The sequence below is a fragment of the Bradyrhizobium sp. I1.14.4 genome (genome assembly GCF_050435825.1).
Lineage (GTDB): Bacteria > Pseudomonadota > Alphaproteobacteria > Rhizobiales > Xanthobacteraceae > Bradyrhizobium.
In genome coordinates, this window is the sequence record NZ_JBNDLA010000059.1 from 1 (window position 1) to 11,588 (window position 11,588).

Annotated in this window: 10 protein-coding genes and 1 tRNA gene; 7 read left to right on the plus strand and 4 right to left on the minus strand. The window is 64.6% G+C overall.

Going from position 1 to position 11,588, the window contains the following annotated elements; translation table 11 throughout:
- Window positions 1-282: 282 nt before the first annotated feature.
- Complete coding sequence (locus tag ABIB78_RS38400; protein ID WP_429034236.1) at window positions 283-1,068, minus strand: SDR family NAD(P)-dependent oxidoreductase; 786 nt, start codon at window positions 1,066-1,068, stop codon at window positions 283-285.
- A gap of 152 nt (window positions 1,069-1,220) precedes the next feature.
- Between ABIB78_RS38400 and ABIB78_RS38405 the strand changes: the two genes are divergently transcribed.
- Window positions 1,221-1,928 carry a histidine phosphatase family protein gene (locus tag ABIB78_RS38405; protein ID WP_429034237.1) on the plus strand — a complete coding sequence of 236 codons (708 nt, stop codon included), beginning with the start codon at window positions 1,221-1,223 and terminating at the stop codon, window positions 1,926-1,928.
- Window positions 1,929-2,002: 74 nt separating this feature from the next.
- Complete coding sequence (locus tag ABIB78_RS38410; protein WP_429034238.1) at window positions 2,003-2,770, plus strand: SDR family NAD(P)-dependent oxidoreductase; 768 nt, start codon at window positions 2,003-2,005, stop codon at window positions 2,768-2,770.
- A 133-nt stretch (window positions 2,771-2,903) separates the two neighbouring features.
- Here ABIB78_RS38410 and ABIB78_RS38415 read toward each other — a convergent pair whose 3' ends face one another.
- Entirely contained in the window at window positions 2,904-4,127 is a 1,224-nt protein-coding gene (locus tag ABIB78_RS38415; protein ID WP_429034239.1) for a serine hydrolase domain-containing protein, read from the minus strand.
- Between the two features lie 169 nt (window positions 4,128-4,296).
- Here ABIB78_RS38415 and ABIB78_RS38420 point away from each other — a divergent pair.
- Window positions 4,297-4,372: transfer RNA gene (locus tag ABIB78_RS38420), tRNA-Trp, on the plus strand.
- A gap of 64 nt (window positions 4,373-4,436) precedes the next feature.
- On the opposite strand, the gene ABIB78_RS38425 is transcribed toward ABIB78_RS38420, so the two are convergent.
- Window positions 4,437-5,642 carry an ABC transporter substrate-binding protein gene (locus tag ABIB78_RS38425; RefSeq protein WP_429034240.1) on the minus strand — a complete coding sequence of 402 codons (1,206 nt, stop codon included), beginning with the start codon at window positions 5,640-5,642 and terminating at the stop codon, window positions 4,437-4,439.
- 175 nt (window positions 5,643-5,817) lie between these two features.
- Here ABIB78_RS38425 and ABIB78_RS38430 point away from each other — a divergent pair, with 175 nt between their 5' ends.
- Together ABIB78_RS38430 and ABIB78_RS38435 are read left to right on the plus strand one after the other, a co-directional pair.
- Window positions 5,818-6,582, plus strand: coding sequence for a FadR/GntR family transcriptional regulator (locus ABIB78_RS38430; protein ID WP_429034241.1), 765 nt, complete (start codon window positions 5,818-5,820; stop codon window positions 6,580-6,582).
- A 53-nt stretch (window positions 6,583-6,635) separates the two neighbouring features.
- On the plus strand, window positions 6,636-8,249 hold the full coding sequence (locus ABIB78_RS38435) for an acyl-CoA synthetase (RefSeq protein ID WP_429034242.1): 1,614 nt from the start codon (window positions 6,636-6,638) through the stop codon (window positions 8,247-8,249).
- Window positions 8,250-8,300: 51 nt separating this feature from the next.
- On the opposite strand, the gene ABIB78_RS38440 is transcribed toward ABIB78_RS38435, so the two are convergent.
- The gene (locus tag ABIB78_RS38440; protein ID WP_429034243.1) at window positions 8,301-9,209 is read right to left on the minus strand and encodes a DUF3313 domain-containing protein; all 909 of its coding nucleotides are present in this window, start codon (window positions 9,207-9,209) and stop codon (window positions 8,301-8,303) included.
- A gap of 205 nt (window positions 9,210-9,414) precedes the next feature.
- Between ABIB78_RS38440 and ABIB78_RS38445 the strand changes: the two genes are divergently transcribed.
- Both ABIB78_RS38445 and ABIB78_RS38450 read left to right on the plus strand, forming a co-directional pair.
- Entirely contained in the window at window positions 9,415-10,161 is a 747-nt protein-coding gene (locus tag ABIB78_RS38445; RefSeq protein WP_429034244.1) for a response regulator, read from the plus strand.
- A 47-nt stretch (window positions 10,162-10,208) separates the two neighbouring features.
- Window positions 10,209-11,498 (plus strand): ATP-binding protein, encoded by a 1,290-nt coding sequence (locus tag ABIB78_RS38450; protein ID WP_429034245.1) that lies wholly within the window; start codon window positions 10,209-10,211, stop codon window positions 11,496-11,498.
- Window positions 11,499-11,588: the final 90 nt, after the last annotated feature.

The following is an 11,588-nucleotide window of genomic DNA, read 5'->3' on the forward strand; positions in this document are numbered from 1 at the left end:
TCACGGACGGCTCCCTTGTCTGAGATTTGCAACAACCTCATTCTGGCACAACTGATGCCGTAGGGGGCCGTCCACCCCATCAACCACGAATGCCAATGGTTTGCGAAGCTGGAGCCACAGCGCGTCTCAATAAGACGATCCTGTGGTTATGGGTCCCTGCTTTCGCAGGGACGACGATTGTGGATGTCGGCTGCAAAAAAATTCGATGTCGTCCTGGCGGAAGCCCGGGACGACGGTGGTGTTCGCGGCGCTATCGCAGACGACGCTTGGAAAGAGCCGTTGCTAAATCGGCTTGCCCGTATACGGCATCGACGCCGTCAGGCCGCCGTCGACCGGGATTGCCTGGCCGTTGACGTAGGACGCCTCGTCGCTCGCCAAAAACAATCCCATCGCGGCGAGCTCGTGCGGCTGACCGGGGCGCTTCAGCGGATTGAGTTGGCCGATCTTGTCCTGGGTGCCGCGCTCCTTGGCGCGATCGAACACCGGTTTGGTCATGCCGGTTTCGATCAGGCCCGGGCAGACCGCATTGATGCGCACGCCGGTGCCGGAGAGCGAGTAGGCGGTGGTCTGCACCAGGCTGATGACGCCGGCCTTGCTCGCGCCGTAGGGGTGTCCGCTGGCGCCGGACTTCAGGCCCGCGACGGATGCGGTGCAGACGATCGAGCCGGAACCTTGCTTGGTCATGTACGGAATCGAATGCTTGATCGCGAGGAACGGGCCGATCAGGTTGACGCGCAGCACCTCCTGCCAATGCTCGACGGTCTGGTCGGCAAGCGGGACGAGGCCGCCGCTGACGCCGGCATTGGCCCAGATCGCATCGAGCTTGCCGTATTTCGCGACGGCCTTGTCGATGAAGGCCTTCACGTCGCTCTCCGAGCCGGCATCGGCGGTGACGGCTTCGACGGTGCCGCCGGCATCGCGCACCAGCTTGGCCGTTTCGTTGACGCCATCGGTGCGATCGACCGCGATCAGCTTGGCGCCTTCCCTGGTGAACAGCAGCGAAGCGGCGCGGCCGATGCCGCTTCCCGCGCCGGTGATGATGACGGATTTGCCTTCGAGGCGGCCCATGATTTTCTCCCTGTTCACGTGATTGGTTCGGGTGATCCTTGGCGCGTCTGCCGCGCGACGGAATTCAAACAAAATTTCAAACGTCCGAAGCACTTGAGACGAGGTGCGGCGTGACGTACAGCGACGGGGGACAGTATTGAAGGGCTCATCCGATGTCCAATCCAGACAAGCCTAACGTGACGGTGACGCGGTGGTGGTGGATTCGCCACGCGCCGGTGCGCAGCGACGGCGGCAACATCTACGGACAAGAGGATATCGACTGCGACACCGGCGACATCGAGGTGTTCGAGGCGGTCGCCAAGATGCTGCCGCGAGATGCGGTCTGGTATTCGAGCAATCTGAAGCGGACGCACAAGACCGCGGAAGCGATCTGGGCGGCCGGGTTTCCGAAGCCCGCAAGCATGACGCAGGAGCGCGACTTCGCCGAGCAGCATCTTGGCCAGTGGCAGGGCATGAATCGCGCAGCGCTGCTCGCGAGCCAGCCCCCCGGCAGGAGTTGGTTCGCCGATGTCAACGAGCCCGCGCCGGGCGGCGAGAGCTTCATGGATCTCTATACGCGGGTCTGCCGCACGATCGTGCGGATCACGGCTGCGGAGCCGGGCAAGAATATCATCGCGGTCGGCCATGGCGGCGTGATCAGGGCCGCGGTCGGGCTCGCGCTTGGCGGCCAGCCGGACCGGGGCCTGTCCTTCGACATCGACAATGTCTCGGTGACGCGGCTCGATCATATCGCAGGCATCGGCCTGTCGACCTGGCGGCTGCCGATGGTCAACCAGCAGCCCTGGATCGCCGATCCCAGGCACGCCGCGATGCATCAGCCGTCCGGGCCGGAAGTCAGGCCGGCGAGCAAGCTTGCGTGATGTCGCTATCGCAACACCGGAACGCCGCTTAAGCTCAACGCAGAATTCAAACACCTTACATCAGGGAGAGAAACATGACCTTGTTCGACATGAAGGGAAAAGTCGCCGTCATCACCGGCTCGACACGGGGCATCGGACGCGCGATCGCCGAGCGCATGGCCGAGCACGGCGCCAAGGTCGTGATCTCCTCGCGCAAGGCCGATGTCTGCGAGCAGGTGGCGAAGGAGATCAACGACAGCTACGGCAAGGGCACCGCGGTCGCAATCGCGGCCAACATCTCCTCGAAGGAAAACCTGCAAAATCTGGTCGACGAGAGCAACCGCGCATTCGGCAAGATCGACGTGCTGGTCTGCAATGCGGCGTCGAACCCGTATTACGGTCCGCTCGCCGGCATCTCCGACGATCAGTTCCGCAAGATCCTCGACAACAACATCGTCGCCAACAACTGGTTGATCTCGATGGTGGTGCCGCAGATGATCGAGCGCAAGGACGGCTCTGTTATCATCGTGTCCTCGATCGGCGGCTTGAAGGGCTCGACCATCCTCGGCGCCTACGCGATCTCGAAGGCTGCCGACATGCAACTCGCGCGCAACCTCGCCTGCGAATACGGCAAGCACAATATCCGCGTGAACTGCATTGCGCCCGGCCTGATCAAGACCGATTTTGCAAAAGCGCTGTGGGACAATCCGGACAATCTGAAGTCCTCGACCGCACGCACGCCGCTGCTGCGGATCGGCGTGCCCGACGAAATCGCCGGCGCCGCCGTGATGATGGGCTCGCGGGCCGGCGACTTCATGACCGGCCAGACCATCGTGATCGACGGCGGCGCGACGATCAGCTGAGGTCGGCGTTGCCGAGGTCACCTATCGTCGTCATGGCCGGGCTCGTCCCGGCCATCCACGTCTTGCTTCGTGCCTCAAAGACGTGGATGCCCGGCACAAGGCCGGGCATGACGGAGAAAGATTGCTCGGTCTCTCACTCCACCGCGGCGTATACGCCGTTGCGCACCAGCGAGCGGGTATATTCGCGCTGGCCCGGACCCTGCATCATGAAGACCGCGATCAGGTCTTCGCTCGGATCGATCCAGAAGAAGGTGCCGGCCATGCCGCTCCAGAAATACTGGCCGACCGAGCCGGAGAACGGCGTGATGCCCTGCTGCATGCGCACGGCGAAGCCGAGGCCAAAGCTGTGGCCGGGCGACACCAGCGTGCCCTGGATCTTGACCTCAGTGCCGAGGTGATCGGAAGCCATGAATTCGAGCGTCTTGCGGCCGATGATCCTGGTGCCGTCGAGCGAGCCGCCATTGAGCAGCATCTGCGCGAAGCGCGCATAGTCCATCGTGGTCGACACCAGTCCGCCGCCGCCGGATTCCATCGCCGGCTTCTCCAGCATGTTGAACAGCTGCACCTTCTCGTTGGTCCAGGGATCGTTGGCAAAGGTCTCGGCGAGCCGGCCGGCGTTGGCTTCCGGCGTGTGGAACGCGGTCTCGTTCATTTGCAGCGGCGAGAGGATGCGTTCGTTCAGGAACGCGCCGAGCGTCTTGCCGCTGACGAGTTCGATGATGCGGCCGAGGATGTCGGTGGAGCGGCTGTAGTTCCACTCGGCGCCGGGCTGGCAGATCAGCGGCATGCCGGCGAGCATGGTGGCGTGCTCGGCATTGGTGATCTTGCGGCTGCGCAGCCGCGACTGCTGGTAGAGCTGCTGTACCGCCCCGTTGCCGGTGTGGTCATACGTAAGCCCGGAGGTGTGGCGGAGCAGGTCCTGGATGGTCATCTGCCGCTGCACGGGTACCAGCTCGAGCTTGCCGTTGTGCTCGACGCCGACCCTGGTCTCGGCGAATTCGGGAATGAATTTCGCGACGGGGTCGTTGAGCAGGAAGTGGCCGTCCTCCAGCAGCATCATGATGCCGACCGAGACGATCGGCTTGGTCATCGAGAAGATGCGGAAGATCGTGTCATGCGCCATCGGCGCAGAAGCGGTCGGGCTTTGCCGGCCGATCGCGTCGAACCAGCCGATCTGGCCGCGCCGCGCCACCAGCACTGTCACGCCGGGCGCGGTTCCCTTGTCGACTTCGCGCCGGAAGGTGTCGGACATCGCCTGCAGCCGTGTGCTCGACAGCCCGATCGATTCGGGCTTGGCGAGGGGGAGGGACGGGGTGCTTCGGCTGGCGGCGTGCTTGGTGGCGGTTTGAGCGTTCATGGTCTCTCCCTGGTTCTTGATTCTTGCGGCCGAGCGCCGTCGCGGGGTGATGGCCGAAGTCTGGCGCAGAAGTTTTGCAATGAACAGGACGTTGACGGCTTCGCCCTTGCAAACCGGCCATGCCCTGTGCTTGAAACGGCGCGAACCGGCGGCGACGCGGGTTCCCTGCAGGAGTGTAGCTCAATTGGTAGAGCACCGGTCTCCAAAACCGGGGGTCGCAGGTTCGAGCCCTGCCACTCCTGCCAGCCTTTCCCCAATAATTTGAAGCTGTTGGCCGAGGTCCTGGACCCCGGCCATGATCAAGTTCGCCTATTTGATCAGCGGGCAGCCGCCGTCCTTCAGCGGCCGGAACACCTGGTCGCCGGGCACCTCGGCGAGCACCTTGTAGTAATCCCACGGCGCCTTCGATTCGTCAGGCTTCTTGACCTCGAACAGGAACATCGAGTGCACCATGCGGCCGTCCTCGCGCACCACGCCGTTGTCGGTGAAGGCGTCGCGGACCGGGGTCGCGCGCATCTTCGCCAGCACCGGCTTGGTGTCCTTGGTGCCGGCGGCCTTCACCGCGTTGAGGTAGTGCAGGGTGGCACTGTAGGTCGCGGCCTGGTTCATGGTCGGCATCCGCTTCATGCGCTCGAAGAAGCGCTTGCCGAAGGCGCGGGTGCGGTCGTTGAGATCCCAGTAGTAGGCCTCGGTGATGATCAGGCCCTGCGCGAGCTTGAGCCCAAGGCTGTGGATGTCGGAAATGAACATCACGATGCCCGCGAGGTTCTGCCCGCCCGCGACGATGCCGAACTCGGCGGCCTGCTTGATCGCGTTGATGGTATCCCCGCCGCCGTTGGCGAGGCCGATGATCTTCGCCTTCGACGACTGCGCCTGCAGCAGGAAGGAGGAGAAGTCCGGCGTGTTGAGCGGATGCCGGGCGCTGCCGAGCACCTTGCCGCCGGCGGCGCGGACCACGTCGCCGGTGTCGCGCTCGATCGAGTGGCCGAACAGATAGTCGGCAGTGATGAAGAACCAGCTGTCGCCGCCGTTCTTCACGATCGCACTGCCGACGGTGTGGGCGTTGGCGTAGGTGTCGTAGGTCCAGTGCAGCGTGTAGGGCGAGCAGGATTTGCCGGTGATGTCGGAGCTCGCCGCATCCGTCACGATCATGATCTTCTCGAACTGCTTCGACATCTCCATGCCGGCGAGCGCGGTCGCCGAGGTCGGCATGTCGATGATCATGTCGACGTTCTCGGCCTCGTACCATTTGCGGGTGATGGTGGCGGCAACGTCGGCCTTGTTGAGGGCGTCGGCGGTGACGAGTTCGATCGGCTTGCCGAACATCGAGCCGCCGAACTCCTCGATTGCCATCTTGGTGGCCTCGACGTTCCCGGCGCCGCCGATGTCGGAATAGACCGACTGGAAATCGGTCAGCACGCCGATCTTGAGCGGCGCCTGCTGCGCGAGCGCAGGGCCCGCCATCACTGCTGTGATCAGGCCGGCGGCCGCCAGACTCGTGACGATGGATCTCATGATGATGTGCCTCCCCAGGGCCTTTTATTAGTTTGTCCGACAAAGCTAGATTTACCCCGATGCGGTGTCAATTCTGGCCGGAAGGGTGCGACAATCCGGCCAATCCAAGCCTATTTGACGCTCCAAAGGTCTTGGCCTACCCTTTGTCCGACAAACAACAATCAGGAGCCCCGGGGTGCCCGCCACACCGCTGTTCCGGCGCATCGATGTTGCGCCGGCCTATCAGAAGGTCGCGGACGCGATCGAACGCGAGATCATCAACGGCCGGATCAAGCCGGGCGAGCCGATCGGCACCGAGCAGCAGCTGGTCGCGCAGTTCGGCGTCAACCGCTCGACGGTGCGCGAAGGCATTCGTGTGCTCGAGGAGGGCGGGCTGATCCGCCGCGATTCCAGCCGCCGCCTGCAAGCCTGCCTGCCGCGCTACAACAAGCTCGCCACGCGGCTGTCCCGCGCGTTGATCCTGCACGAGGTAACGTTCCGTGAATTGTTCGAGACGTCGATGACATTGGAGATCGCGAGCGTCGAGGGCGCGGTGGAGCGCGCGACCGACGCGAACATCGCCGAGCTCGCCGGCAATCTCGAGCGCAGCGCTGCGGTGGTTGGCAACCCCGCCGATCTCGCTGAGCTCGATGCGGAATTCCATGTGCTGATGGCCAAGGCCTCGCAGAACCGCGTGCTGCAGCTCGCGCGTGAGCCCGCCGCGCAGCTGTTCTTTCCGACCACCGAGATGATCGTCGGCGGCGTGCCTGAGGGCGGCGCGCGCCTCATCGAGGCGCATCGCCATATCCTCGATGCGATCACGCGGCGCGACAAGGAGGCCGGCGTGCTGTGGACGCGGCGGCATCTGCAGGACTGGCGGCGCGGCTTCGAGAAGATCGCCTCGCTCGATCGCTCGGTCGAGCACACCTACATGGAGCACGCCTACGCCGCCCGGCAGTAGGGACGGCGCGGCCAAGACAAGACAATCACAAAAAGCACATTCGGGAGGAACACATGAGCGGAGATATCGCAGCAACCATCCAGCGCGCCCGCGAGCACAGCATCGGCGATCTGTTGCGCCGGTCTGCAAAGCGCTACCCCAACAAGACCGCGCTGATCTGCGGCGAGGTGAGCTGGAGCTTCGCGGAGATGGACGCGATCTGCAATCGGCTCGGACGCGGATTGCTTGCCCTTGGTGTCGCGAAGGGCGACCGCGTCGCGGTGCTGTCGCGCAACTCGCACGGCTTCGCCGCGCTGCGCTTCGCGGTGGCGCGGATCGGCGCGATCCTGGTGCCGATCAACTTCATGCTCAATCCCGACGAGATCAATTTCATTCTCGCCAATTCCGGCGCGAAGCTGCTCGCGGTCGGCCCCGATTTCGTGGAGACCGCGCACGCTGCGGCCGCCAAGGGCTCGGCGGTCGAAACCCTGATCTGGCTGCCGGGCGAGGATCCCGCCGCCGCGCCTGACGGCATCACGACGTTCGACAGCCTGCTGCACAGCGATGCCTCGGCGCCGGACGCCTCGGTCGACAGTCGCGATCGCGCGCAGATCATCTACACCAGCGGCACGGAATCGCTGCCGAAGGGCGCGATCCTCACCCACGAAGCCGTGATGTGGCAGTATGTGAGCTGTATCATCGACGGCGGCATGACCACCGACGATACGGTGCTGCACGCGCTGCCGCTCTATCACTGCGCGCAGCTCGACGTCTTCCTGGGACCCGCGATCTATCTCGGCGCCACCAGTCTCATTACCGGCAAGCCGGTGCCCGACAATGTCCTGGCGCTGATCGCGGCCCACAAGATCAATGCCTTCTTCGCGCCGCCGACGATCTGGATCGCGATGCTGCGCTCGGGCGCGTTCGATCGCACCGATCTGTCGACCCTGCGCAAGGGCTATTACGGCGCCTCGATCATGCCGGTCGAGGTGCTGCTTGAATTGCAGCGCCGGCTGCCGAATGTGAAGTTCTGGAATTTCTACGGCCAGACCGAGATCGCGCCACTCGCGACCGTGCTGACACCGGAGCACCAGCTGCCGAAGGCCGGCTCGGCCGGCAAGCCGGCGATCAATGTCGAGACGCGGGTGGTCAGGCCGGACATGACCGACGTCAAGGTGGGGGAGGTCGGCGAGATCGTGCACCGCTCGCCGCATCTCTTGTCCGGCTACTACAACGATCCGGTCAAGACCGCGGCCGCGTTCGCCGGCGGCTGGTTCCATTCCGGCGATCTCGCGATCGTCGATGCCGACGGTTACATCAGCGTCGTCGACCGCGTGAAGGACATGATCAAGAGCGGCGGCGAGAACGTCGCAAGCCGGGAGGTCGAGGAGATGATTTACCGGCTGCCGGCGGTGTCGGAGGTTGCGGTGGTCGGGCTGCCCGATCCGCGCTGGATCGAGGCGGTGACGGCGATTGTCGTGGTCAAGGCCGGCCAGAGCCTCGAGGCCGACGCTGTCATCAAGCATTGCGCGGCGTCGATGGCCCACTTCAAGGTGCCGAAGCAGGTCATCTTCGTCGACAGCCTGCCGAAGAACCCGAGCGGCAAGCTGCTGAAGCGCGAGCTGCGGCAGCGCTATGTCGGCGGCGCCACGCTCGACCAGGCAGTCCAGAAGAGCTTTGCGGGATAGGATGCGGCACAGGGGACGCGGCACGAATTGGCGCCCCGCGTCGATGCGTAATCACTGGCCAGTTGTCGCGGGCGCCTTGTCCGACCATTCCGGTGGCAAGCCGAGCTTGCCGGCCGCCATTCCGACCAGGCCGGGATTGCGGCCGAACGCCTCGCAGGCCGCATATTTCGGCTTGCCACCGAGCGTGGCGCCAATCTTGTCGAACGATGGCAGCTCCGGCGCCTTTCCGAATGGCGTGCTGCCGGTGACGACGAGCTTGCTGAAGTCGTCGCTGAACGAGGAGGCGAGATCGTAGGCATCGCCGGCGCTCGAGACCATCGGCGAGCTGGTGAATGAATTTGCGCCGCGGGCCCAGACCATCGCCGCCTGTTGCCTGCTGGCCGAATCCCGGACCTCGGCCTCGACCGTCAAGCTGCCGAGCCCGATCGGCAACCGCGGCACCGGCACGGGCACGCCTGCGCCGAGCGCGGTCGGCAGGAACCCGACCACCTTGGACGCGCCCGCGGCGACCTCGTCCGTGGGCGCAGCCTGTGTGACGAGCGCATGCGCGGTCAGATCCGCGGGCTGATCGGGGCCGACGACCTGAAGCCGCTCGCTGAGACCGACACACAGCGAACGGTCGATCGCGTTGGCCACCAGGCGTCTCTGCTCCTGGGATAGCGTCGGCGACGCTGGCTGCGGGAAGCTTGTCGGTACGATCCGCACGGTTCTCGCAGCGAGGACGTCGTCCTTGTTGACGCGAACCAGCGATTTCGCCAGCAGTCCGTCGGACTGGGTGAGGTTGTCGTAGGATGCCAGTGATCCGCCCCGGGTCATCGGTGCGCTGGCGCAGCCCGACAACAACACCATCGCAACCGCAGCGCCGGCAAGCGAGGATGACCGGTTGCGCAGGCCATCGCGCGACGTCCGGCCGGTGCTCTGCGCATGAGCCGCAGCGCCCGGCAGAAATTCGACTCTCATGTCACCCCTCGAACGATCGCTCACCCCACGAACGATCGCTCGTGACGATAGAGCAGGGCCGCCAAGGTCGGGATTAAGAGATATTAAGTCAGATGTAGGCCGCGAAACCGCGCGACCTATTTGAGCCACATTTGGCCGCGCACGCTTAACAAAACGCTATATTTGCGCGCTGCGCATCCACGGCAGACGCCTCTAAAATGCCGTGATGCAAATTCTGGAATATGACCTCGTGACTTTCCCCGTCACCAACGCGCGCATCCTCTGCGTCGAGGACGATGCCGATATCGCGCGCATGCTGGCCGAGGTGCTGCAGGATAACGGTTTCAGACCGGTGCTGGTCGGTTCGGCCGTCGAGATGGATGCGCTGCTCAAACGCGAGAGCTTCGATCTCATCGTGCTCGATGTGATGCTGCCGGGCGAGGATGGACTGAGCATCTGCCGACGCCTGCGCATGTCGTCCTCGATTCCGATCATCATGGTGACGGCGCGAAGCGAGGATATCGACCGCATCCTCGGCCTCGAACTCGGCGCCGACGACTATGTCACCAAGCCGTTCAATTCGCGCGAGCTGGTGGCCCGCATCCGCGCGCTGTTGCGCCGGGTCGAGAGCGGCGCTGCGTCGCGCTCCCGGCCGCGTCCTTTGACGTTTGCCGGATGGCGCATCAATCCCACCACGCGCGAACTGCATGACCCGGCCGGCGTGCGCATCACGCTGACCGGGGCCGAGTTCGATCTGCTGCTGGCGTTCTGCCGCAACCCGGGGCAGGTGCTGTCGCGCGAGCAACTGATCGAGCAGGCCTTCGGCGGCCTGATCGCATCGGTCGAGCGCAGCGTCGACGTCCATATCAGCCGCATCAGGCAGAAGATCGAGCCGGATCCGAAGGACCGCTCGATGATCAAGACCGTGCGGCTCGGCGGCTATCTCTTCACACCTGCGGTCGAGCAGATCTGATGGGATGGGTACAGCGGCTGATGCCGCGCAGCGTCGCCGCGCAGATCATGAGCCTCGTCGCGCTTTCGGAGCTGATCGGCATTTCGCTCGCAGCGGCGACGATCATTTTTCTGTTCGATTCTCCCTCGACCAACGACACGCAGAAGTTTCTTGCGGGGCGGGTCGCGGAGCTCACGCAGCTCCTGCGTTCCACGAAGACGCCAACGGACGCGGATGAACTGCTGGCCGCAGCCAAGCGCGGCGGTCTCGACGTCAGGCGCGTCGCCTTGGGCGAACTCGTGCCTCGAACAGCCGGAGAGACGCGGCCGTTTTCCATGAGAGCGTTTCGGCAGCTGGCGGCCGAGCCTGGAATTGAATTGCTGGAGGAACTGCGCCATCCGGCAGGCTCGTCGTCGCAGGTGATCGTGAAGCTCGACGACGGCCACGCACTGATGGCCGACATCGCGGTCAACGGCGGCTTTTGGTCCATTCTGCTCCGCCCGGCGGCCGCGATGGCGATCATCGTGCTGATATCCATGCTGCTGCTGTCGATCTATGCGGTGCGGTGGGTGATTGCTCCGCTGGCCGAAGTCGCGAGTGCCGCGACCTCGTTCGGCCGCTCGCCGAGGGCTCTCGAGGTGCTGCGCCGGCGCGGCCCGCTCGAAATCGTCCAGGTCGCCGACGCCCTGAACGATATGCGTACCCGGATCCGCGCGCTGCTCGACGACCGCACCCGCATGCTGGCTGCCATCAGTCATGATCTGCGGACGCCGCTGACACGGCTCAGGCTGCGCGCCGAGCGCGTCGACGAAGAGACCCTGCGCCCGGCAATGCTGGGCGACATCGCCAAGATGACGCGCATGATCAACGAGACGCTGGAGTATCTTCGCGAGGATGCACGCTCGGAGGCGGTCTCGTGCATCGATCTGCCGAGCTTTCTGCAGACCATCTGTTCGGAATTCGCCGACATGGGCCATGCGGTATCCTATGCCGGCCCTGCGCGTCTGCCCTACGTTTGCAGGCCCCGCGCGCTGTCGCGCGCCGTCACCAATATCGTGGAGAATGCGGTGAAGCACGGCAGCACGGTCGCGGTGGCGCTCCGGCTCACGGAGACGGACCACATCGAGATCGAGGTGGCCGACGATGGACCCGGCATCCCGCCGGCGCTGCGCGACAAGGTGTTCGAACCCTTCTTCAAGGCCGACAGCGCGCGGCAGGGGAGCGGCGGCTTCGGGCTCGGGCTGTCGATTGCACACGATATTGCCAAGCGCCATGGAGGCAGCATCGAACTGAATCCGCGGGAGCCGAGCGGGTTGCTGGTATCGATGCTGCTGCCGCCGAAGCCCGTTTTGGCCTAGCAGTCTGCTGAAGAACCCGCTCGCCACGGAGCGGGCTTGATGATTCACTTTATCATCTCGAATCGGCGGAGGCGCTCATGCGCGGCAGGT

What these genes read in the sequence shown, in the direction of transcription:
- ABIB78_RS38450 (WP_429034245.1), top strand. Translation starts at nt 10,209, where the DNA reads ATGAGCCTCGTCGCGCTTTCGGAGCTGATCGGCATTTCGCTCGCAGCG.
- ABIB78_RS38400 (WP_429034236.1), bottom strand. Translation starts at nt 1,068, where the DNA reads ATGGGCCGCCTCGAAGGCAAATCCGTCATCATCACCGGCGCGGGAAGC.
- ABIB78_RS38445 (WP_429034244.1), top strand. Translation starts at nt 9,415, where the DNA reads ATGCAAATTCTGGAATATGACCTCGTGACTTTCCCCGTCACCAACGCG.
- ABIB78_RS38425 (WP_429034240.1), bottom strand. Translation starts at nt 5,642, where the DNA reads ATGAGATCCATCGTCACGAGTCTGGCGGCCGCCGGCCTGATCACAGCA.
- ABIB78_RS38410 (WP_429034238.1), top strand. Translation starts at nt 2,003, where the DNA reads ATGACCTTGTTCGACATGAAGGGAAAAGTCGCCGTCATCACCGGCTCG.
- ABIB78_RS38415 (WP_429034239.1), bottom strand. Translation starts at nt 4,127, where the DNA reads ATGAACGCTCAAACCGCCACCAAGCACGCCGCCAGCCGAAGCACCCCG.
- ABIB78_RS38440 (WP_429034243.1), bottom strand. Translation starts at nt 9,209, where the DNA reads ATGAGAGTCGAATTTCTGCCGGGCGCTGCGGCTCATGCGCAGAGCACC.
- ABIB78_RS38405 (WP_429034237.1), top strand. Translation starts at nt 1,221, where the DNA reads ATGTCCAATCCAGACAAGCCTAACGTGACGGTGACGCGGTGGTGGTGG.
- ABIB78_RS38435 (WP_429034242.1), top strand. Translation starts at nt 6,636, where the DNA reads ATGAGCGGAGATATCGCAGCAACCATCCAGCGCGCCCGCGAGCACAGC.